Source organism: Streptomyces sp. NPDC052020 (genome assembly GCF_040680575.1).
Lineage (GTDB): Bacteria > Actinomycetota > Actinomycetes > Streptomycetales > Streptomycetaceae > Streptomyces.
In genome coordinates, this window is sequence record NZ_JBFAWY010000001.1 from 329,734 (window position 1) to 352,432 (window position 22,699).

The 22,699-nt window shown below is 68.6% G+C and carries 14 protein-coding genes; 11 read left to right on the plus strand and 3 right to left on the minus strand.

Going from position 1 to position 22,699, the window contains the following annotated elements; translation table 11 throughout:
• Positions 1-2 precede the first annotated feature (2 nt).
• From AB0L74_RS01490 to AB0L74_RS01510, 5 genes are all read left to right on the plus strand, one after another.
• Entirely contained in the window at positions 3-3,887 is a 3,885-nt protein-coding gene (locus tag AB0L74_RS01490) for a phage resistance protein (protein ID WP_365644239.1), read from the plus strand.
• Complete coding sequence (gene pglZ, locus AB0L74_RS01495) at positions 3,884-6,742, plus strand: BREX-2 system phosphatase PglZ (protein WP_365644242.1); 2,859 nt, start codon at positions 3,884-3,886, stop codon at positions 6,740-6,742. The genes AB0L74_RS01490 and pglZ overlap by 4 nt, the downstream gene beginning before the upstream one ends.
• A gap of 81 nt (positions 6,743-6,823) precedes the next feature.
• Complete coding sequence (brxD, locus tag AB0L74_RS01500; RefSeq protein ID WP_365644244.1) at positions 6,824-8,188, plus strand: BREX system ATP-binding protein BrxD; 1,365 nt, start codon at positions 6,824-6,826, stop codon at positions 8,186-8,188.
• The gene (locus AB0L74_RS01505; RefSeq protein WP_365644247.1) at positions 8,185-10,347 is read left to right on the plus strand and encodes a DEAD/DEAH box helicase; all 2,163 of its coding nucleotides are present in this window, start codon (positions 8,185-8,187) and stop codon (positions 10,345-10,347) included. Before brxD ends, AB0L74_RS01505 begins: the two co-directional genes overlap by 4 nt.
• A gap of 107 nt (positions 10,348-10,454) precedes the next feature.
• The gene (locus AB0L74_RS01510; protein ID WP_365644494.1) at positions 10,455-11,510 is read left to right on the plus strand and encodes a hypothetical protein; all 1,056 of its coding nucleotides are present in this window, start codon (positions 10,455-10,457) and stop codon (positions 11,508-11,510) included.
• 645 nt (positions 11,511-12,155) lie between these two features.
• Here the strand turns inward: AB0L74_RS01510 and AB0L74_RS01515 are convergent.
• Complete coding sequence (locus tag AB0L74_RS01515; RefSeq protein WP_365644250.1) at positions 12,156-12,941, minus strand: ATP-binding protein; 786 nt, start codon at positions 12,939-12,941, stop codon at positions 12,156-12,158.
• 261 nt (positions 12,942-13,202) lie between these two features.
• On the opposite strand from AB0L74_RS01515, the gene pglX reads away from it, so the two are divergent.
• On the plus strand, positions 13,203-15,248 hold the full coding sequence (gene pglX / locus AB0L74_RS01520; RefSeq protein WP_365644497.1) for a BREX-2 system adenine-specific DNA-methyltransferase PglX: 2,046 nt from the start codon (positions 13,203-13,205) through the stop codon (positions 15,246-15,248).
• Between the two features lie 84 nt (positions 15,249-15,332).
• Positions 15,333-16,256: a hypothetical protein gene (locus AB0L74_RS01525; protein ID WP_365644253.1), complete on the plus strand. Its 924-nt coding sequence runs from the start codon at positions 15,333-15,335 to the stop codon at positions 16,254-16,256.
• A gap of 901 nt (positions 16,257-17,157) precedes the next feature.
• Here AB0L74_RS01525 and AB0L74_RS01530 read toward each other — a convergent pair.
• Together AB0L74_RS01530 and AB0L74_RS01535 are read right to left on the minus strand one after the other, a co-directional pair.
• On the minus strand, positions 17,158-17,679 hold the full coding sequence (locus tag AB0L74_RS01530; protein WP_365644256.1) for an NUDIX hydrolase: 522 nt from the start codon (positions 17,677-17,679) through the stop codon (positions 17,158-17,160).
• Entirely contained in the window at positions 17,676-18,938 is a 1,263-nt protein-coding gene (locus AB0L74_RS01535) for an XRE family transcriptional regulator (RefSeq protein WP_365644258.1), read from the minus strand. The genes AB0L74_RS01530 and AB0L74_RS01535 overlap by 4 nt, the downstream gene beginning before the upstream one ends.
• 232 nt (positions 18,939-19,170) lie before the next feature.
• Between AB0L74_RS01535 and AB0L74_RS01540 the strand changes: the two genes are divergently transcribed.
• The 4 genes from AB0L74_RS01540 to tgmC all read left to right on the plus strand — a co-directional run bounded on the left by AB0L74_RS01540 (position 19,171) and on the right by tgmC (position 22,341).
• Positions 19,171-19,599 carry an ATP-binding protein gene (locus AB0L74_RS01540; protein WP_365644261.1) on the plus strand — a complete coding sequence of 143 codons (429 nt, stop codon included), beginning with the start codon at positions 19,171-19,173 and terminating at the stop codon, positions 19,597-19,599.
• 443 nt (positions 19,600-20,042) lie between these two features.
• A complete protein-coding gene (gene tgmA / locus AB0L74_RS01545; protein WP_365644264.1) occupies positions 20,043-20,255 on the plus strand; it encodes a putative ATP-grasp-modified RiPP in 213 nt (70 codons plus the stop codon).
• A complete protein-coding gene (locus AB0L74_RS01550) occupies positions 20,255-21,100 on the plus strand; it encodes an MvdC/MvdD family ATP grasp protein (RefSeq protein ID WP_365644266.1) in 846 nt (281 codons plus the stop codon). Before tgmA ends, AB0L74_RS01550 begins: the two co-directional genes overlap by 1 nt.
• 263 nt (positions 21,101-21,363) lie before the next feature.
• Positions 21,364-22,341 (plus strand): ATP-grasp peptide maturase system methyltransferase, encoded by a 978-nt coding sequence (gene tgmC, locus AB0L74_RS01555; protein ID WP_365644269.1) that lies wholly within the window; start codon positions 21,364-21,366, stop codon positions 22,339-22,341.
• Positions 22,342-22,699 lie beyond the last annotated feature (358 nt).

The following is a 22,699-nucleotide window of genomic DNA, read 5'->3' on the forward strand; positions in this document are numbered from 1 at the left end:
CGATGGCCGCCCCCGCCCGAGAGCGCCAGGCACCGCTGCTCAAGGACCTGATGGACCTGCCGTCATCGGTCTCCACCTCCTCCTATGTGCTCAAGCTGGCGGAGGCGGTCACCGAGGAGGGTTCCCGGAAGGCCCTGGAGGACTACGTCGTCACCAGGGAGTTGCTGGGGAACTTCCGCGAGGCCCTCGGTCTGATCTCGACCGCGCTGGAGACGCAGAGCTCCAAGGCCGCGTACCTGCACGGCTCGTTCGGTGCCGGTAAGTCGCACTTCATGGCTGTATTGCATGCGCTGCTCTCAAACAGCTCGGCGGCACGCGCCCGGCAGGAGTTCGACCCTCTGTACCAGGAGTTCGGCTGGCTGCGAGAGGGCGGCAAGAAGTTCCTGCTCGTGCCGTACCACATGCTGAACGCCGAGAGCCTGGAGCACCGGGTGCTCGGCGGTTACGTCGACTGGGTGGCCAAGCACCACGAGGACGCCCCCACCCCGCGCGTCTACCGTACTGACGCCCTCTTCGATCAACTCCGTGACATGCGGCAGGACTTCGGCGATGAGCAGTTCCTCGCACAGCTCAACGCCGGCGCCGAGGGCGAGGTCGACGAGTGGGGCAACTCCGCCGCCTTCTGGACCTCCGAGCGGCTCAGCGCCGCGCTGGACGCTGCCGAGGTCCACGACAAGAGCGTCCGTCTCGACCTGGAGAACCCCTCCACCCCGGCCGAACTCCGTGCCCGCCTCACCCAGGATGCGATGCGGACCGTCGCCCGTCAGTACGGCAAGATCGCTGCCCAGGGCGACGGTTTCATCCCACTCGACGAGGGCCTGTCCGTCATCGCCGAGCACGCCAAGTCCCTCAACTACGACGGGCTCGTGCTCTTCCTCGACGAGCTGATGCTCTGGCTGACGATGATGATGCAGGACGAGAAGCGGGCCTTGCGCGAGTCGGGAAAGTTCACCAACTTTGTGGAGGGCGGCGACAGCCGACGCGCCATCCCCGTCATCTCCTTCATCGCTCGGCAGCGCGACCTGCGGGAGATCACCGGCGAGGAGATGCACGGCACGGCCGAGCTGGCCATGCAGCACAACCTCAACTTTGCCTCCGGCCGCATCGAGTCCATCAAGCTGGAGGACCGAAATCTTCCCGAGGTCGCCCACGAGCGCCTGCTCAAGCCCCGCTCGAAGGAGGCGGAGCAGGAGGTGCAGGCCGGGCTTGACCGGCTGCTCGCCGCCAACCCCGGTGCCGTGCGCGACACTTGGCTCGGTGACGATCAGGCCCTGGTCGGGTCGGGTGAGGAGCCGTTGCGCAAGGCGTATCCGTTCACCCCGGCCTTTATGGATGCCCTCGTCCAGATCTCCTCAGCCCTGCAGCGCAACCGCACCGGCATGAAGCTCATGGGCGAAATCCTCGCCGACCAGCGCAACCGGCTGCGCCTGGGCGACCTCGTATGCCTCGGTGATCTCTATCCCTACTTGGGCAAGGGCGGCGACAAGCCGTTCCAGGACGCGACGCGTGTGGTGTTCGAGTCGGCCGAGCGGCTGTACAAGACCAAGCTGCGGCCTTACCTGCTCACCACCCACAAGGTCAACGATGAGGAGGCCGTCGCCTACGAGGCCGACCCCGAGTCGGTGCCCGCTGAACGCCGGCCCCCTCTGAGCGCGTTCATCGGCGATGACCGGATCATGCGCACCCTGCTGCTGTCCGCTCTCGCCCCCGGCGCGGTGTCCTTGCAGAACCTCACGGTGGAGCGGCTGCTCGCCTTGAACCACGGCTCGATCAAGAGCCGGTTCAAGGGCGGCGAGGTGCAGGCCCTGGAAGGCAAGCTCAGCCAATGGGCCGGGCAGTTCGCCGAGATCAAGGTCAGCGGTTCCGGAGCAAAGGCCTCCGTGCTCCTCGAACTGACCGACATCGACCTCGACTCGATCCTCGCCAACGCGAACACCTACACCCAGACCCGTTTCCAGCGGGACCTCGCCGAGCGGATCCTGCGCCGCCAGTTCGACTTGGGTGAGGGGCGCGTAGGCGACGAGCTCAGCTTCGTGTGGAAGGGCTCGCCCCGCACCGTCGAGGTGACCTTCGCCAACGTCCGTGACAAGGACCGCGTCAGTGACCAGAGCCTGAAGCCGGCCACCGACGGCCTGTGGCGGATCGTCGTCGACTATCCATTCGACGACGGGGAGTTCGGTCCGCGCGAGGACGCCATGCGCATCGACGGACTGCGGAATCAGGAAAGCCCCGACGGGCCGGCCCGCACCCTTGCCTGGTTGCCCACCCACCTATCTCGGCAGGCGCGGGACAGCTTCCGGCGGCTCACCGTCATCGACAACGTCCTCTCCGACGAAGACCGCTTCCACGGCACCTTCGCCAAGCACCTGGGCCAGGACAAGCGGGTACGCGCCTGGCAGTTGCTCGAAGCCCAGCGTGACACCCTGACGCGGGAGGCCGAGAAGGCGTTCAAGCAGGCGTACGGGCTCGCGGACAAGAAGGAGAGCGAGGTCCAGCTCGGCTTCGACGACCACCTCGACCCCGTGTACCCGGTGCCCGGCCTGTCGCTCCCGATCGGCGCCTCATTCAGCAAGGCCGTCCGGGTCATCGCCGCACGCCTCCTGGAGCGCCAGTTCCCGGCCCACCCGGTGCTCGACCAGGACAACCCCGGCCGGGCGGTCACCACAGCCGACGCGAAGAAGGTGTACGGCCTCGTGAAGCAGGCCGCTGCGGCACGCGACCGGCGTGTCGAGGTGCCGTCCGGTGACCGCAACCTGATGCGGCGGCTGGCCGAGCCGCTGAAGCTCGGCACCATGGGCGAGGCGTACTTCGAACTGTCCTCGTACTGGACGGAGTTCTTCACCGACCAGGCTCGCGCCGACCGCCTGCCCGCCGGCGACGACCTGACGTACGTGCGACTGACGGACTGGCTGGACCGGCCCGAGCCGCGTGGCCTGCACGAGACGGTCCGGCAGCTCGTGATCGCCTCCTTCGCCGAGATCGACGACCGCGTTTGGGTACGTGGCGGCGCGGTCCAGGACGTGTCCCTCGCCTTCACCGCCCGCCCCGGCGACGCCCTGCGCACCCAGCCGCGGCCTGCGGAGTCCGACTGGGAGGAGGCGCTATCCCGCTTCGAGTCCCTCTTCGGGGACAAGCCCAAGTCCCGGCTCTACCGCGGGCAGATCATCAACCAGTTCGCCACCGCCGTCCGCGAACAGGCCCGCTCGCTCGCCGAGGACGCCGGGGAACTGGTGCGCCGCCTGGAGGCCGTGCAGAACAGGCTCGGCCTCGACGAGGCGGACCCGGCAGGGCGGCTCGCCCTCGCCCGCCACTCCCTGGCCCTCGTCAAGCAGCTCGCGGAGACCGCCGAGGCGGGCTCGGCAGCCGCCCGCCGCACCGTCGAAACCCTCGCCGGCTTCGACCTGCGGGGCGTGTCGCCGCTGCGCTACGGCACCTCGCTCGTGCAGGCCAAGAAGGTCGCCACAGCGCTCGCCAACGCCGACTGGGACACCCTGGACCTCGCCGAGACGGAGGGCCCGGAAGGCCACTCCGTCCTGGAACGGCTGAAGGCCGCCGCCCGCAGTGACCAGCAGACCAACGACCTCGCCGCTGCCCTGGAGGCCGCACGGCGCGAGGTGATCGCCCTGCTGAGGGCCAACCGGCCCGGCCCACCCCAGCCGCAGCCGCCCGCCGGTCCCTCCGGCGCCGACGACATCTCGCTGAAGGGGGACGACGCCGAGCCGTCCGTGCCGTCCACCCACACGGCCGGTGGTGGAGCACGGCGGGCCGGTGGCGGCCGCACCAAGGCACGTACCGCCGCGGCCGAGTTCGCCGCCGAGATCCGTGCACTCGTCGAGGAGAACCCCGAGGCCGAGATCGACATCAAGTGGCAGGTGGTGGACGAGTGACCGTCGCTACCACTGCCGCCGGCCTCGCCCGGCTCACTCCCTCGCTTCTCACCCAGTACCTGGCCGCCAGGTCGGGACTGGACGGTCGTAACCGTGAGGTCGTACTGCTCCGCGCCCTCCCCGAGTGGGACGGGCCCAACGTCCTCGGCTACGGCGGCGGGCGGCAGGCATCCGTCGCCGCGGCCCCGTCACCGCTCGCCGTGCACGAGCAGATCCTCGGCCACCTCGACGGTTCCGGTGACGCACCCCCTGTCCTGGTCGTGCTCACTGACCGCGAGGAAGCCGAGCTCGATTCCGGGCTGCTTGCCCGCGTGTGGAAGCGCGGCATCCGCAGCGTGGACAACTGGGAAGTGGTCCGCACCTCCTTCGGCGCCGGATCCTACGACCTCCGGCTGCAGCGAAGCGGTGAAGGCTGGGCCGCCGAGGCGCTGCTCGAGGCGGCTCCGCTCGACGGCTGGCCGAAGATCGCGGGCGGCGTCCTCACCCGCGACCACGCCCTTGCCCAGCTCGCCCAGCGCCGACTCGGCCTCGGCCGGTACGCGGACGGCGCGGACGACTCGCCAGGCCTCGCCGACGACCGCATCGATCTCCCCGCCCTGCTGCGCTGGGCTGTGCGGCCCGGGGCCGCCGAACAGTTCCTCGCCCTCCGCGACGCCGAACGCGCCGGTCTCGCCGACTTCCTCTGCGAGGAGGGGCAGGGCGGGCCGGCCGCCGCCGTCCTCTTCGGCCTGGTCGGACAAGGCCACGGGACCGACGCACTGGCGTACGGCCTGGTCGCCGCCTCCCTGTGGACCCACACCGACGCCCCGGGCCCGGAGGTGTACCGGGCGCGCGGCAAGGCCGAGCTGTGGGCCGGCGGCCAGGCAGGGCTGGCCCCCGAGGAGTCCGATGCACGCTTCGCCCGATACGGCACGGTGACTGAAGCGGTCGTGGAGACGCTCCTCACCAGGCAGGACCGGCGCACGCTGACGCCCCTGCTGCAGCGCGCCGAGTTGCTGGCCCACCAGTTCGGGGCCGAGGAGGCCGCGGCCGAGAGCCCCTTCCTCTCGTCCGGCTTCGAGGCCAGTGCGGCGCGCACCGGCGCGGCCCTGGCCACCGGTGACCTCGACCGCATCTCATCGGTGGTAAAGGCATGGGGCGAGCATCGGTTCGCCTCGCGCCCGGAGGGGCGAGCTCGCGTCGAGCGTGCCCGTATGGCACTGAGGCTCGCCGCCTGGCTGGCCGTACCAGTGCAGCAGCTGCGGTCGGTCGAGGAGTGGCTGACGCTGCAGGTCACCGACACCGCCTGGGCCGACTTCGCCCTCGACCGGATAGAGGCGGGCGGCGAGGACGTCCCGGTCCTGCGGGACGCGTACGACCGTCTCGGTGAACAGGTCCGCGAGCGCAGGCGTGAGATGGACCGGGCCTTCGCGCAGCGCCTGGCCGCCTGGACGGAGAGCGGTGGCGCGCCCGGCTCTCTCCTCACCGTGGAGGACTTCCTCGATCGGGTAGCCGCCCCGGCCGTTCAGGGCAAGGACCGGCGGCGTCTGCTGATCGTCGTCGTCGACGGTATGACCGCCGCCATCGCCGCCGAGCTCGGGCAGGAGCTGCGCGACCGCTTCAGCGAGTACGACCCCTTCCCGGAGGCCGAGGGACGGCCTCAGCGCAGGGCCGTGGCCGCCGCGCTGCCCAGCGTCACCGCCGTCAGCCGCACCAGCCTGTTCGCCGGACGGCTGCTGCGCGGCACCCAGGCCGACGAGAAGCGGCTCTTCGCACGGCACCCGTTCGCCGGTTCCGGGCGTGCGGCGGCCGTTTTCCACAAGGACGACCTGCGCGCGGAACGCACCGGCAGCCCCTTCAGTGCCTCGTTGGAAGCCGCCCTGCACGACGGGCGCACCCATGTCGCGGTCGTCCTGAACACCATCGACGACCGGCTCGCGAAGGAGCAGCGCCTCGGCGCCACTCGGTGGACCGTCGACGAGGTCGGCTTCCTCGGCGAACTCCTCGACACCGCCGCTGCCGAAGGTATGGCAGTCCTGTTGCTCTCCGACCACGGGCACGTCGTAGACCGGCGCGACCGGCGCGTGTCCGTGCCCGACGCCGCGGACCGCTACCGTCCGTACGACGAAGGAGAGTTGGACGATCGGGAGATCCGGCTCCGTGGACCGCGCGTGGTCGCCCCGGAGCCCGGGGGAGCCGTCACAGCCCTGTGGGACGCCGACAGCCGCTACACGGCACGCAAGGCCGGCTACCACGGCGGTGCCTCCCTCGCCGAGATCGCCATTCCGCTCCAGGCATACCTGCCGTTCGGTGCCACACCTCCCGAGGGATGGCGGGAGCTGGGGGATCCGGCTCCCCAGTGGTGGTCGCTCGACCGCATGCCCGAGAGCCCGGCTGCCCCGGCTTCAGCTCCGGCTGCGGCACCGGCCGCCGCGCCCGCTCTGGCACGCCGCCGCCCGGCGAGGCCGAAGCCGGCCGCGCAGGAGGAGAGCCTGTTCGCCGAGCAGGCCGTCGACGTCCCAATGCGGCAGGACCGGCCAGCGGAGGTGGAGGCCGCTCCGGAGCCCGATCTACCCACCACGCTCGTGGACACGCTCCTCGACTCGGAGGTCTTCAAGGCCCAGGTGGAGCTCGTCGGCCGCAGGCTGGACCTGGAGAAGGTGCGCGCCGCTGTGCAGGAGCTGCTCGAGTCCGGGACTCTGCCTTTCACAGCGCTGGCTCAGCGAGCCGGAGAGCGGCCCGCACGCGCCGTGGGCTTCGCCGCCGTACTGCGTCAGCTCCTCAACCACGACGGTGAGCAGGTTCTGGAAATCCTGCCGGACAACCGCACCCTCCGCCTCAACGTGCCGCTGCTGAAAACCCAGTTCCGGCTGTGAGGAGCAACCGCGGCGCCGTGCCGCCCGCCCTGTCCCCGGAGACCGGAGCCGGGCGGGCGGTGACCGTGGGAAACTGGCAAAGTGAGTGATCAGCCGTCCTCTTCCGCATCCCCTGCTCCCGCCGGTGCGGTGTCGCCCGCGCGGCGGCGGGCCGTCGTCGACGCGCTGCGACGTGGAGCCGTGCCCGACAGCGGTCTCGATCTCCTGGCCACCGGCCTCGACCGGTTCGAGGCGGCCGTGGACGCTGAACTGGACGCCGTCATAGGCGGCGGCTCTGCCTTCAAGGCCGTGCGCGGCGAATACGGCAGCGGTAAGACGTTCTTCGCCCGCTGGCTCGGCGAGCGTGCCAAGCGGCGTGGCTTCGCGGTCGCCGAGGTTCAGGTGTCCGAGACCGAGACGCCCCTGCACCGGTTGGAGACCGTCTACCGACGGGCCACCGAGCGCCTGGCCACCGCGAGCTTTCCGCCGTCGGCACTCCGTCCTGTCGTCGACGCATGGTTCTACGCGCTCGAAGAGGACGCCCTGGCCGAGGGCGCCGACGACTCCCGGCTCGAAGCCGCCGTGGCCAGGCTCCTCGACGACCGTCTCTCGGAGGTCTCCCGGGACGCACCGGGATTTGCCGCCGCCCTACGCGGCTACCACTCGGCGCTGGGAGCGGGTGACGAGGCCACTGCCGCGGCCGTCCTCGCCTGGCTCGGCGGCGAACCGCACGTGGCCGCCGCCGCCAAACGTGCCGCGGGGGTTCGCGGCGACCTCGACCACTTCGGGGCCCTCGGTTTCCTCCAGGGACTCCTGGCCGTACTGCGCGACAGCGGGCACCCCGGGCTCCTCCTTGTCCTCGACGAAGTGGAGACCCTGCAGCGGGTGCGCTCCGACGCCCGCGACAAAGCGCTCAACGCCTTGCGGCAGCTCATCGACGAAGTCCACTCCGGCCGGTTCCCCGGCCTCTACCTGGTGATCACCGGTACTCCGGCCTTCTACGACGGCCCCCAGGGTGTACAGCGCCTCGCCCCGCTTGCCCAGCGCCTCGCCACCGACTTCTCCACCGATCCCCGCTTCGACAACCCGCGAGCGGTGCAACTCCGGCTCCCGGGCTTCCAGTTGAATTCGTTGACCGAGCTGGGCCGGAAGATCCGGGACGTGTACGCGGCGGGGAGCACCGACCCCGGACGGCTGCTCTCGGTCGCCGACGACGCTTACGTCGCCGACCTGGCCCGCGCGGTCGGCGGTGCTCTGGGTGGCAAGGTCGGCGTCGCTCCTCGCCTCTACCTCAAGAAGCTGGTCGTTGACGTCCTCGACCGCATCGACCAGTTCCCCGACTTCGATCCGCGCGTCCACTACCGCCTCACCGTCGACCGCACCGAACTCACCGACGCCGAACGCCATGCGGCCACCATCACGGCGGCCTCGGCGACGTCGGCCGACGAGGTGGAGCTCGACCTGTGAGCGAGGGCGCGGCGACGGGCACGGACCCCATCGACCGGTTGGATCCGGTCGTCCTCCACCACATCGTCAACAGCCTCGGCTGGCCGGGCCTCAGACCCCTGCAGTCCGCGGCGATCGGGCCACTGCTCGACGGCGAGGATGCGGTCCTGCTCGCGCCGACAGCCGGCGGCAAAACCGAGGCAGCCGCCTTCCCCCTCCTCACCGCCATGGCCCGGAACGGCTGGTCCGGTACCTCGGTTCTCTACCTCACGCCACTGCGCGCCCTCCTGAACAACCTCCAGCCCCGCCTGCACACCTACGCCCAGTGGCTCGGGCGCACGGCGGCGCTCTGGCACGGCGACACGGCCGAGGCGGAACGACGGCGCTTGCGCCGCGAGCCGCCCGACATCCTCCTCACCACGCCGGAGTCCCTCGAAGCGCAGCTCATCAGCGTCAAGACCGACCACGCCCTGCTGCTCGGTGGAGTGCAGACGGTCGTAGTGGACGAGGTGCACGCCTTCGCCGGCGACGACCGGGGCTGGCATCTGCTGGCGGTCCTGGAACGCCTCCAGCGGCTGACCGGCCGGTCATTGCAGCGCATCGGACTGTCGGCCACCGTCGGTAACCCGGAGCAGCTCCTCGCTTGGCTCCAGGGCTCCGGACACGGTCACCGGCCCGGCAGCGTTGTCGCCCCTGGCGTCGACTTCCACCCGTCGCCGTCGGCTGCGGTGGCCCGGCGGGAAAGCGGCGGACCACCGCCAGGAGACATCGAGTTGGACTACGTCGGCTCCCTGCCGAACGCCGCCACCGTCATCTCCGCCCTCCACCGGGGCGAGAAGCGGCTCGTCTTCTGCGAGTCCCGCCGCCAGGTCGAGGAGCTCGGTCAAGCGCTGCGGGCGCGCGGTGTGACCGTTTTCCTCTCGCACTCCTCCCTCTCGGCGGTCGAACGCCATCGCTCCGAGGAAGCCTTCGCGCAGGCCCGCGACTGCGTGATCGTCGCCACCTCCACCCTCGAACTCGGAATCGACGTCGGCGACCTTGACCGGGTGATTCAGATCGACTCTCCCGCCACCGTCGCTTCTTTCCTGCAACGCCTCGGCCGCACCGGGCGACGCCTGGACAGCACCCGCAACTGCCTCTTCCTCACCACGTCCCACGAGAGCCTCCTCCAGGCGGCCGGGTTGCTCCTCCTGTGGGGCCGGCACTGGGTGGAGCCCGTCACCGCACCGCCCGGACCGCAGCACCTCGTCGCCCAGCAGTTGCTCGCCGTGACCCTCCAGCGCCACAAACTGCCCGCCGCCGACTGGCAGGACGAGTGGAACGGCCTCGCCCCGTTCGACGCCACCGCCCGCCCCGTCCTCGACCACCTCCTCACCGAGGGCTTCCTGGAACAGGACAGCGGCATCTACTTCATCGGCGAACAGGCCGAGAAGCGCTTCGGCAGGCGTCACTTCATGGACCTCACCGCGTCGTTCACCGCGCCGCCCCAGTTCACGGTGTTGCACGGGCGCTCGGAGATCGGGCACACGGACCCGGCGCTGCTCGTCGAGGAGCACGAGGGGCCGCTGCGGCTGCTGCTCGCCGGACGAAGCTGGCAGGTGACGTACGTGGACTGGCGTCGGCAGCGGGTCTTCGTGGAGGCAGCCGAGTCGGGCGGCGTCGCCAAATGGCAGTCCGGCAGCATTCGAGGCTTGTCATACGAGCTGGCCCAGGCCCTGCGTGAGGTGCTGCTCGGTGCGGACCCCGAGGTACGTCTCACCCGGCGCGCGCAGGCCGCCGTCGCCGAGTTACGGGAGACGGAGGGCCGGTTCACGCACCCGGAGATGACGCTGATCACCCGCCACGGACGCGACGTACGGTGGTGGACCTGGGCCGGTTTCCGCGCCAATGCCACCCTCGCTGCGTGGCTGGCCGGTGCGGTCGATCCGCTGCAGCGGCCCGCGGACGCCTATGTGCGACTCCGCCGCGACCTCACCCATGAGGAGTGGGCGCAAGCCCGGCGTCAGCCGCGCAAGGAGCATCTTCCGCAGGTCTCCACGGTTGCAGTACGCGGCCTCAAGTTCTCCGCGGCCCTTCCCGAAGATCTCGCCACACGAGTGCTCGCCTCTCGGATCGCCGACCCGGACGGGGCCCTCGCCGTCCTGTCGCAACCGGCGCGCTGGGAGACCGAAACGGTCTGAAAACAGCGCGGCGAGAAAGTCGGTGACCGGATTGCGCCCTTTCGGCGTGCGTTGCTCCAGCTCACCCTGGCCCCAGACCACAGCGGGGCAGTGTGGAGGGGGCCGCCATGTCCGGACCGTTGTACGTCCCTGTCCTACCCGTACGTCCACACGCTGTGGCCGCGGTCAAGGACCTCGCCCAGTGGACCCGCGACCAAATGGCTCCCCTGTGGACACAGCCGGTCATGACAGCAGCGGACGCCGACGAACTCCAGCAGGCGGTGGACAAGGAGGTCGGGCGCGTCGCAGCCGTACAGAAGTACACGTGGGCATGGCTGGACGCCCCGTACGCCGAGCTCGATAAGACTCCGTACGTGAACCTGCTGCCCTTTTACTGGTCCCATACCGCGCTCCGGCCGGTCACCGATCCGGACCGCCCCGCCTCCCACCAGACCGTGGCCGCGCACAGTGCCCGCGAGGGCGGCAACGGTCTCGGCATACGCATACGACTGCCCAACACCTGGAACGACGGACTCGCCGAACGCACCGCGGCTCTGCTGGCCCGGACGGATCCCGAGGTGCGAGTGGACCTCCTCCTCGACCTCCAGGCTGTGCGCCCGGGCCGCCCTGACGCAGGCAAAGAAGCACTGCGCGCACTCGACGCGCTGGTCCCCCTCACCTCATGGCGCACGGTCGCCGCGTTGGCCGGCGGCTTCCCGGACGACATCGACGGGCTGTTGGAACGGGACCGGGGCGACGCCGATCGCATAGACTGGGAAACGTGGTACGAGATACGCGCGAGCGGGCGGTCCTATGCGGAGGCCGTCCGTTACGGCGATTACGGGACCCTGCCCGCCCGTAACCTCAGCAGGGCGGCGGACGACGGCGACCGGTCGCCGTTTGGACTGCTCCGGTACACGACGGCACGGTCCTTCTTGCTCGCCAGGTTCTGGGCCGGGAAGCGGGGCGAAACCGGCGTCACGCGGGAGGCGGCTCGCTGGATCACCGAATCCCCGGATTTCCGGGGAGAGGGGGCGAGCAAGGGCGATCTCTGGTATCGGCAATGCGCCCGGACGACGGGTTCCAAGGGCACGGGCAACGCCGGCACGTGGAACAAGGTCGGCAACGTTCAGCACATGACGTACGTGGTCCGCTGCTTGTCCGAAGACGCGGAGCGCACATGACGTCGAGAGGCCAGTGACTGCCCTCCAGCACCTTGCGCAGGTCGTCCGTGAACGACTGCCAGGACGTAAGGTGCTTGACGGGCCCTTCGCGATCCAGCATCTGCAGCAGCCGCGCACGGTTCGCCGAGAAGCGAGTCTGCAGCTTCTGCAGACCTCGCCCCTTCTCTCCGCTGGCCGTGGCGATCGCTTGCCTGAGCAGGGCCTTAGGATCCGCCACCGACTCCGCTCGTGCCGGCTTGGGGAGGTCGAGTGCCATCTTGCCGTTGGGGTTGCCCGCCACTTCGCGGATCGCTGACTGGTCGAGCAGCAGCCACGCCTCCAGCATCCGTACGGGGATCACCGCGACATGCGCCAGGCCGGGGCTCACCGCGGCCACCGTATCCGCGATTTCCCGGCGGCGGCGGTCCGGCGGTTCGCGGTCCGAGTCACGATGGATGACGACGAGGTCGTACGCATGTCCTCCATCGCTCAGCTGCTGCGCGGCTCGTAGCTTGTCCACCACCGAGTGACCGGGCTTGTTCGGAAGGCGGTCCAGCTCGGGGACCGTCACAAGAATTTCCCTGCCCATGTCCGCTGCAATCGCCTCGATGTGAAAGCGCAGGCCCGTGTCGCTGGATCCTTCACAGAGATAGAGGGCACGAACGGTCACGAGGGGTCCTTGAGTGTCAGTCGGGCCTCTGGCGGGGCCGTGAGGTACGCAAGAATGTCGGCCTTGGTGCCGTAGCCCTTTCCCGCGCCGCCGGCGCGCCAGGTGTCGGCCAAGGGGCGCAGCCGCAGAGCACGCGCTGTCTTGCCTCCGACGCCCGGAACCATGGTGGTGTCGGCGATCAAGAGATCTGCCGAATCGACGAGCTGTACGACGCCCGGCGAGTGAGTGTTGATCAGAACCTGTCGGAAGGGGTTGTCCTCGTCCACCGGCAGGAAGGGATCCACTGCCAGATCGCGTACCAGGTCGACCATCGCCGAGAGGTTGGCCGGGTGGATGCCGTTCTCCGGTTCCTCCATGCAGAGCAGACCGTGCGCCTGCGGATCCTCCAACAGGACGCACAGAGCGAGGAAGCGCAGGGTTCCCTCCGACAGACTGCGGGCCGGCAACACCATGCCGTCGATCTCGTGGAGCTTGATCGTCAGCAGCTCACGCGTGTCGTCCGCCTCGACGTGCAGCGTCTTGACATGCAGTCCCGACAGGTCCGACAGACGCCCTGCGACCCGCGAGTAGATCCGAGCGGGGTCATCCGGAGACTTCTCCCGAGCGATCCGGTCCAGGCTCCGCGGCAGATGCAGGCCGTCGGGCTGCATCTCGCTGGGGTCTGTATAGCGGTCGGAGGTACGCAGTGCGGAGGGTTCGAGAGCCAGGCGGCGCCAGGACTGCATTTCCCGTCTGGCTGCCAGGATGGTCGGATCGTCGTTGCGGTTGATCGTGGAGAGCATGGTCTGCGGTGCTCGGCTTGCGGGCGTCGGGCGGGGCTGGCCTCTGCGGCTGCCGTCGGCATGGATGCTGACGACTGCGTCACCGGTCTCGAGAGACGTAGAGATGTAGGGAGCGTTCGAGCGGCGAGCGCGGACCACCGCGTTGCGGAAGTCCGCGGTGCGGTGAGGGAAGCGCAGATGTGACAGAGCCTCGCCGGGCCTGATCCGACTGAGGTCCTCTATCAGGACATTAGCGAGGCATCGAGAAGAGCCTACGCGCTCATTCGAACACGTGAATTCATCGTGGACTTCGTTCTCGATCTGGCCGCCGATCCGGCTATCGCGGAATTTGGGGCCCCAGGCTTTCGCGGGATCGATCCCGCTTGTGGATCAGGAACGTTTTTGCTGGGGCTCTTCGAGCGGCTCCTGGGCGCCTGGCGAGCGAAGGAGCCCGGAACTCCGGATCACGAGCTGATCGGTAGAACCCTGGACTCCGTCCACGGCTGTGACGTCAACCCGTTCGCTGTGAGTATCACGCGGTTCAGGCTACTGATGGCAGCCGCGCGGGCAAGCGGTTGTAGAGCGCTGACTCAGCTGCCTGGGCATCTGATCAATGTGGCGGTGGGTGACGCTCTGCTGGACGGGCGTGCTGCACCTGGTGGGGCGTCGTTGATGCTTCTGGCGGAGGGGGAGGAGGACGGCGCTGGACAGGTCAACGACGTCCATGAGTTCTCCGGGACATGTGATCTGTTGGGTCGGAACTCCTACCATGTGGTGATCTCGGAGCCGCCCAATATTCTTGTGCCTGACAAGGCGAAAAGCGCCATGTACCGGGAGGCCTATGACGTGGCCTCCGGAATGTTTCCACTCTCGATCCTCTTCACGCAGCGCATGTTCCAACTGGCAGTGAGGAAGACCGAGAGAACGCCGGGCGGTTACGTCGGTCAGTACACGTCCAGTTCCTTCGCACAGCGGGGCTTCGGCGAGAAGCTGATCGACAAGTTTTTTCCAAGCGTCGCGTTGACGCATGTCATCGACACCTCGGGCGTCTACGCGCCGGGCCACGGGACCCCGACTTTGATCCTGGTGGGCCGGAACGATCCGACCATGCGTGACACCCGTGTGCGGTCGGTTCTCGGCGTGCATGGTGAGCCGACGCTGCCGACGGATCCGGCCGAGGGGATCGTGTGGAAGTCGATCGTCGACCAGATCGACCAGCCCGGCAGCACCTCGGAATGGGTGAGTGTCCAGGACGAACCCCAGCGCCGCTTCTCCCGCTTCCCATGGACGATGACGGGTGGTGGAGGCGCGGAGCTGATGGATCTTCTCTCGCGGGCCCCCCAGACACTGTCGGACGTCCTCGCCGGCCGCGTCGGCGGTGGCGCGGACCTGGGGCAGGCAGCAGTCTTCGCCCTCGGTCGGCCTTGGTTCGCACAGCACCCGGACTCGGCCGGACTGGCCCGAGCCATGGTCACTGGTGAGACGGTACGGGACTGGCGTGCCGGAGTAGCGACGGACGTACTGGCTCCTTACGACGGAGACGGTTCTCCCCTTCCACTAGATCTCAACGCCTCGTGGGGGCGGCACCTCTGGGCGATGCGACAGATTCTCCGGGCGGCTTCCGGTGCTCGGGGGACGTCCAAGGATGGGGCTGGTCCCTGGTGGACCTGGAGATCTTGGTCTCGCGAGGCCCGCCGGGAGCCGGTGATCGCATTCGCATCGGTGGCCACGCACAACCACTTTGTCCTGGAGAACGACGGGCGGGTACTCAACAGGACCGCGCCCGTGCTGCGACTCGCACCCACGGCAGCAAAGGACGAGTACATCGCGCTGCTGGGAGTGCTCAACTCGTCGACGGTCTGCTTCTGGTTGAAGCAAACCGGTTCTTCCATCGGGGCCGCAGGACCGGGTACTTCTCCGCCAGGCGAGGAGTGGGCCCAGGCCTACCGGTTCCCCGCGGCGTCTTTGGCACGACTTCCGTTGCCGAGTAGCGCTCCATTCATCCGTGCGGGTGAACTGCATGGCCTGGCCCAGCGGCTTGATGCCCATGAGCCGAGCGCTGTCTGCGCCCGAGAACATCGGTCCGTCCGAGATGCTTTGGACGCGGCGAGAGCTGCTAATGAACAGATGAGCGGTCAGATGATCGCCCTTCAGGAGGAGCTGGACTGGGAAGTCTACGGCTCCTACGGATTGTTGTCCGACGGTGACCGGGCCCGCCTGACAACTCGCCCTGATGTTGCGCCGCCCCCGCTGCGGCCGGGTGAACGTGCCTTTGAGATTGTGCTGGCACGCAAAATCGCCGCTGGCGAGGCTTCGGACTCGTGGTAAGTAAAGAATTCTTGGTTCGAGAGGCACAATGCCACACCGATCACTGAGATTCCGCAGCACTGGCCGACTGCATACAAGAAAGCCGTGCGAGCCAGAATCGACGCCATCAAGTCCCATCTGGTGATCGCCGCCGTTGAGCGCCCGGAGTACAAGCGGCGGTGGTCGTCCGAGCCATGGGAACGACGCGAGGAGCGAGCGCTGCGTGCCTGGTTGCTCGACCGTTGCGAGGACGAGCGCCTCTGGTTCGAGAACAGGGGCGGGGTCAGGCACCCGCGTACGCGGACGATCGACCAGCTCGCACGGATTCTCGGTGCCGATGCGGCGGTGCTTGCCGTGGCTGCGGTCTATGCGGCCGACCATCTTGGGAGGCGGGAAGCGACACTTCATGATGTGCTGGCGGCGATCCTGGCCGATGCGTGTGTGCCTTATGCGTCGGCGCTGAGATACAAGGAGTCAGGACTGCGTAAACGTGCCCAGTGGGAGCAGGCGTGGCAACTCCAGCGCAGCGAGGACAGGACAGGTGAGGCACTGGGTATCCCCGTCCCGCCGAAATACAGCGCCGCAGACTTCAGGAGTTCCTCTTATTGGTTGCTTCGTGGAAGCCTGGACATCCCCCGGGAACGCTTCATCTCGTATCCAGGTGTCGCCGCTGAAGGTGACAATCTGCTGGTCGGCTGGTCCGGCTGGAGCGATACGGAGCGTGTTCGCGTACTGCTCTATCTGATCGGCATGTTGCAGCAGGCGCGCCGGAATGTGCGCGAGATGACCCCTTTGCTCGCGGGCGTCCAGGAACTGATCCCTTGGGTTCGCCAATGGGAGGACAGAACAGAGTCCGGGCCGGACGTCGATCAAGTCAATTCGTACCAACGCGAACTCGAACGTCTCTGCTCCGCATATGGGTTGAGCATGCACCACTTGGATGTCCCTCCCAAGTCAGCTCACGGCTGGCGTGCGCACCAGCTCGTCATGGAGCACCTTGAAAGTTCTGACCGCTGTGTTCCAGCCTGAATCATGAGGTTGAAGGACAGGCGGCAGGGGAGGGGCGTGGGTGATGCATCACGAATCCAATCAGGTGCGACGCGTGGAAAGCTCTCTTGGCTGGACGGGCTGATCCGCGCTGCCGCCGGCCGACGCGGCTCCTGAACCCCGTTAGTCATCACGGACGCAAAGGCGAAGGCGTACATCTCGTACCTGGCCATACCGCCTGGGCGGCCCTGCATCATCTGACAGACCTACGCGACTCCGTCACCGACATGGTCCGCAAGGAGGCACAGGCACGCCCTCAACCGACACCGTACTACCTGGCCTTGACCGGCCTCGTCATCGAGGTGTCGGAGTCGTCGGTCTGGTCCGACTCCGGACTCCCGGGCCGCTCAGACGGCGGGGACAGAGGGGTTGCCTCTGGCTGCCTCCGAGCGACCCGGGTCGATCCGGGGTCGAAGCAGAGCGTTTTCCTCTGTCTGCCTCCGATCGCCTCTGCACCCGTCCTAGCAGGTCACAGCCGGTTCGCCCCATAAAGCCGCCAGGTCAGCAGGGTGCTTCTGGAGAACCCGGCGTACAGCCCGACTCGTCTGTCGTTTCCTGTACTTTCCGCAGGGTTAGTCCTGTTTTTTCGCCGGACGAACTATCCAGGTCGTTCCGGGGCGAATGCGGGCTCGTGTATCGTCCGGCCTGTCTAACTGGCAGATAGACGGACAGGCATGTCGGGTAACTGGCTGGTGCGAGGCGTGGCCGCAAGGTGATGGCAGCGGGTTGGGAAGCCTCGGACGCGCTTCGGGTCCTATCGGGTGTGGGCCCTGCGAAGCGGCTTATACCGGTGGGAGCCGGGTAGGAACCCGGCTGTTCGACGGACCTGTTACCGATGACGCATCTGACCGAGGCATGCGCACTTTGCGGCGGTGCTCCTGTCTCACATGAGGGACGCCCCGTCGCGGAGGTACAGCGGCCGTCCCGCGTCCAGTGCCTGCAAGGCGTGTTCGAACCGGCGCCGGACGCGGTCCCGGAGGCGGCCGGCGGCTTCGACGGCCGTGACGAAGGCGGCTTCGGACAGCTCGTCGTCTCGTGGGCGTAGCCGGTCGGCCTGGTCCTCGTCCAGCGTGCCGCCGTCGAAGATGAACGCGAGCTGGTCGTCCCAGGGGCCGTGCGGGGCCACCCAGTCCACCACCAGCAGCCCGAGCAGGGTGACGCGTAGGCCTAGTTCCTCCATCAGTTCACGGCGTGCCGTGTCCTCCGGCGGCTCGTTGGCCTCCGCCATCCCGCCGGGTAGATCCCATCCCGGTTTGTAGGTGGGGTTCACCAGGAGCACACGGCCGCACGGGTCCCGCAGCAGCACGTCGGCCGCCACGCGCTTGCGTGCCTGCTTGGCGTTGCCCTCCGCGAGGTACGCGTTCCACGCGTCGGTGTCGGCGGGGTCGGGTACCGTGGGCCTCATGCGGTGGAGCCTCCCGAAGACGGCGTGATCAAATCAGCCAACAGGAGCATTCTGGCGCGGCGTGCATCATCGAACCGAGCCAGGTACTCCCGGACCGGCCGGTACCCCTGGTGCGGCTCCAACCGCCGGCGTAGGCCGTCGAGCTGCAGCACCACCCGGACCGACCCGAGGGTCGGACTCGTACTGAGCAGGTCGTGGCCGACGCTCACCGCGGCGTCCAGGTCACCCCGGCGCACGTGGATGTCCACCAGGCTGATCCGGCTGAGAGCCAGGGACCGCGCCCGTCCCGCCTCGCTCAGCGCAACAGCTTGTTCGGCGTGCGACAGCGCCTCGTCGTACTGCTCCAGGTCGCGCAGGATCAGAGCTGACTCGCTGGCCAGCGCGGCGGCGTCGAACGGGCTCAGCCACGGGTGATCAGCAGCGGGTGCCTCCAGGTCACGGTGCGCGGCCTCCAGCGCGTGGGCGGCCGGGGTGCGCTGAGCCGCGACCGCCAGCGCACGCGCCTGCATGGTGTGCAGCCGCGCCGTCAGCGCGGGAATCCGAGGCCCCTGCGTGGCCAGTTCGAGGCCGGTCCGCGCCCAGCCGACAGCCCCGGCCGCATCCCCGGTTTCAAGGGCGAGGTGGCTGCTGCTCGCTGCGACGTGCGCGGCCAACGGGAGGTCACCAGAGGTGCGCGCCAGGGGGAGGGCGCGGGCGAAGTGCTGGGCCGCGCGGTCATCATGACCGGAGTCGTGAGCCATCCAGCCCGCCATCTCGGTCAGCGCGGCTGCGGCGGCGAACACCTGGGGACCGCTGCCGATGTCGACCAGCCGAGGCGCCACCCGGTCCGACAGGTGCCGGACGACCGCCCCGTACAACCTGCCGCCACCGCTCTGCCGGTCAGCGCTGCGGAAATGATCCATCGCCACCAGGTCGTCACCGTCCGGCGGCGGCCGGTCCGTCCGCTCGTACTTGGCGGTCGCCGGCGTGGGCTCCCACGAGCGCCGAGCCAGCCCCAGCAGGTGGCCAGGGATGTGGAAGGCGTCGGAGATCTGCTCGAACAGGGTCAGTTTCTCCACCCGGCTCTTGCCGTTCATGTAGTCGTACAGCCGTCCCTGCGTGATGTCGACGGCGGCAGCGATGCGCCGCGTACTGACACCGCGCGCATTGACCATCCGGAACACCGCGCCCATGTCCCGCTCGGCGCACGCGGTGATGAGGCGTTCATCCCCGAGCAGACCGGCGACAACCTCACGCAGGTCGGGTGACAGACGGTCCATCTGCAACTCCCCCGGGTAGCGAATGGAACCGATGCTAGGCCAACACAACCCATGCGACTCCGTGTTGGAGTCACGTTGTGGAGTCTCCTCATCCTCTGCTCCAGGCGTTGACTGACAGTCACCCGCCGGGGAGGCGCACCCGTGGACGCACCTCGGCGCCGCGCCGCCCGCAGGCTTCTCCCCCGAGGCACTCGGGCGGGGCTTCACAAGCCATCCAGACCAAGGCGTAACGATGACCATGACCAACGAGCGAGTGAGTCCGGGGCAATACCCGCGCCAGAGCGCCACCCTCGCGAACGAGGCCGCCAGTGTTCCGGTGGCGCGTCAGATAGTCCGCGAGGCATGCGCGGAGTGGGGCATGGACCAGGGCGCCGCAGAGACAGGCACGCTCCTGATCTCCGAAATCGTCACCAACGCAGTCCGCCACGGTCACTCTTACAGCGTCCGGGTGATCGCCGAGCGGCCGCGCCCCGACCGGCTTCGTGTCGCTGTGGTCGACCAGTCCCGCCGCATGCCCAAGCTGAACATCGTTGGACCAGACGCCATGGGCGGCCGTGGCCTCCTCCTGGTCGACGCCCTCTCCGACCGCTGGGGAACCGATCTCCTTCCCTGGGGCAAGCGGGTCTGGGCCGAGATCGCTATCGAGGCCGGCGACCCATGACCAAACGCCGGCGCATGCTGGAAGCCGACGGGGTGACCGTCGGCAGCGGACTCCTGGGAGATTCGCCCTCGGGCTCGGGCTGGTGGTGTCCATGGTCTCCGACGAGGTCAGCACGAACTCTGCCCCGACTGCGTACTCCGTTACCGGCAAGGAGCCGCGCGCACCGGCTCTCTCCGTACCAGACCGCCCCCACCGCCATCCCCCACCGGTGTGCGCAGTCTTGAGCGGACAGCAACAGCCGCCCGCCCCATCCCGTGGGCGGGTCGCCCAACTACCCCGTCCGGGGCACAACGCCCGTTCACTCCAGCTGCTCCGGCTGAGCCCTTCTCGCCGTCCGGAAGCCCCGGGCGGCGGCTGCCACTGTCGGATCACCTGAGAGACGAGGAGAGTCATGCAACAGCCCTTGACGTCAATGGATCAGGTCAAGCCGGGGACTCGGACGCATGCGGCCCTACCCGACTGCGGCCGTCCTCTCCGCCGCCCGGCCCGTCCTCGACCCGCACACGCAGGTTCCCGCGTGGGCCGGCCCCGACGGCGCACCGCTGACGGCGCAGGCCAAGCACAAGCGGTCGGAGACGTCGCAGGAGACGAGCACGAAGACCAGCCTGGACGGCACTCCGGATCAGGGCAGCGACCAGAACGGGGACTCTGACTGATGGCTGTGGGTGGGCCGCCCGTCCTCGTCGTCACGCGCCTGGACGACGAGACTGCGGATGAAGTGATCACCGAACTGAACCAGCGTCGCGTGCCAGTGGTCCGCCTGGACCCCGGCGACTTCCCCCGCGAGGTGACCCTGTCCGGCACCTTCGCCGACACCGGGACCGGCGGCACTCTCACCACCGCGTCCCGGAACGTCGACCTGGGGAACGTCCGCTCGGTGTACTGGCGGCGGCCCACCCCGTACACCGCCGACCTCGCCATGGACGGTCAGACCGGCCGATGGGCCGTCGAGGAAGCCCGCTACGGGCTCGGCGGCATTCTCGCCGCTCTCCCCGGTGCCTACTACCTGAACCACCCCTGGCGCAACCGGGACGCCGAGTACAAGCCGGCACAACTGGCCACGGCTGCCGTCTGCGGCTTCACCGTGCCACCCACGCTCATCACCAACGACCCCGAGCGCGCCCGCACCTTCATCGCCGAACACGGGCCGGTCATCTACAAGCCGCTCAGGGAAACCGAGTACACCGACGACACCGGCCGCGCACTGACCGTGTGGATCGAGGACGTCACCCCATGCCAGATCGACAGCCGTCTACGGCACACCGCGCACCTGTTTCAGCAGCGCGTCAGCAAGTCCGCCGACATCCGCCTCACCGCCGTTGACGACCACCTCACCGCCGTCCGTATCGACGGTTCACCTGGCGTGGACTGGCGCCGCCATTACGACCGGCTCGACTACACCTCCGTGCCCGTCCCCCCGGCCATCGTCAAAGGAGTGCGCGCCTACCTCGATACTTTCGGGACTCAGCTTCGGCGCCTTCGACTTCGGTCTGGACCGTGATGGCGTCTGGCACTGGTATGAGTGCAACCCCAACGGTCAATGGGCTTGGTTCCCCGACCACATCACTGCACCCATCAAGCACGCCATCGTCGACCGCCTACAGCATGGAGCCCCCGCATGACCGACCCCGCCAGCCTGCGCCGTCAACTCGCCGCCGCCGTCCCTGTGGACGACCCGGCATGGCGCACAGCCCTCGAAACGGTGCCGCGCGAGCTCTTCCTGAGCAAGGACTGTTCCAATTCGACGGCTGCCAGTGGAACCCCGTGCACCGCGAGCAGACCGATCCCGAAGAGTGGCTGAGGCTTATCTACCAAGACACCACCTGGGTCACCCAGGTCGACGGCACCACCGCCGTCGACGCCACCGGGCCCGTCACCGGCCGCCCCACCTCGTCCAGCACGCTGCCCTCCCTGATCGTGCGCATGCTCGACGTCGCCGGGATCAGCGAGGGTCACAAGGTGCTGGAGATCGGCACCGGCACCGGCTATTCCACCGCCATCCTGTGCAGCCGCCTCGGCGACAAAAACGTGTATTCCATCGAGTACGACCCGGGCCTGGCCGCCGCGGCGGCCGACCACATCCACGCCGCCGGATATCACCCCACCCTGATCACCGGCGACGGCCTCGCCGGACACAAGGACGACGCCGAATACGACCACATCGTGGCCACCTGCGCCGTCCGCCACATCCCCCCAGCCTGGCTGTACCAAGTACGCGCAGGCGGAACCATCACCACCACCATCAGCGGATGGATGCTCGCCTCCGGACTCGTCCGCCTCACCGTCCAGGACGACGCCACCGCCACCGGTCGTTTCCAACCCGACCAGATCAGCTACATGCTCGCCCGTCCCCACGAACGCCCACCCCGACCCACCTTCCAGCAGCATCCCGGTCACACCCGCGCCACCCGCGTGAACCCCGCACTCCTGGAAGACTGGACCGGGCAGTTCCTCGCTCAGCTCGCCGCACCGTCCGCCGAACTCATGACCACCGGCACGGGCGTGATCCTCGTGGACGTCGCCACCGGGTCACAGGCGTGGACCGAACCGGCCGGAGACGGCTGGACCGTGCACCAGCACGGCCCTCTTCGCCTCTGGGATCAGGTGGAAGACGCTCTCACCATCTGGCAGGACGCGAGCTCACCCCCACACTCGGACCTCGGCCTGACCGTGGACTTGGACGGCACCCAACGCGTGTGGCTCGGAACACCCGACGGCCGCTCCTGGAACCTGCCGGTCTGACCTACCCATCACAAGAGCGTCCGTCACCAAGCTGGGGGCGGGTACCGTCCGGACGGCGCTGGGCCACTCGTTACGTAGCCAACAAGGTAGCCATCAAAGCGCCCTTCCTGGACGTTTGTGCTGGTCATAGCGACGTGGTGACTCTCCCCGGCGTACAGCCCGACTCGTCTGCCCTTCAGGGCACTTGACAAGCATAATTGCAGGTCATGGGCTATTCCGCGGGGAGCGGTGGGTGTCTCGATCCCACCCCGTTCCGCACCGGCTCGAACCGGACCTCACGGCAGCGAACGCAGCCATGAGAGCAGTCGGCGAGGCAGCCACGCCTCGTAGGAGCGCTGACTTCGTCGGGGCTATCTCG

Bases quoted from the DNA above. Each gene is read 5' to 3' on its own strand.
- AB0L74_RS01490 (WP_365644239.1), top strand. From the start codon at position 3: ATGGCCGCCCCCGCCCGAGAGCGCCAGGCACCGCTGCTCAAGGACCTG.
- AB0L74_RS01510 (WP_365644494.1), top strand. From the start codon at position 10,455: ATGTCCGGACCGTTGTACGTCCCTGTCCTACCCGTACGTCCACACGCT.
- AB0L74_RS01515 (WP_365644250.1), bottom strand. From the start codon at position 12,941: ATGCTCTCCACGATCAACCGCAACGACGATCCGACCATCCTGGCAGCC.
- AB0L74_RS01530 (WP_365644256.1), bottom strand. From the start codon at position 17,679: ATGAGGCCCACGGTACCCGACCCCGCCGACACCGACGCGTGGAACGCG.
- AB0L74_RS01535 (WP_365644258.1), bottom strand. From the start codon at position 18,938: ATGGACCGTCTGTCACCCGACCTGCGTGAGGTTGTCGCCGGTCTGCTC.
- AB0L74_RS01540 (WP_365644261.1), top strand. From the start codon at position 19,171: ATGACCATGACCAACGAGCGAGTGAGTCCGGGGCAATACCCGCGCCAG.
- tgmA (WP_365644264.1), top strand. From the start codon at position 20,043: ATGCGGCCCTACCCGACTGCGGCCGTCCTCTCCGCCGCCCGGCCCGTC.
- AB0L74_RS01550 (WP_365644266.1), top strand. From the start codon at position 20,255: ATGGCTGTGGGTGGGCCGCCCGTCCTCGTCGTCACGCGCCTGGACGAC.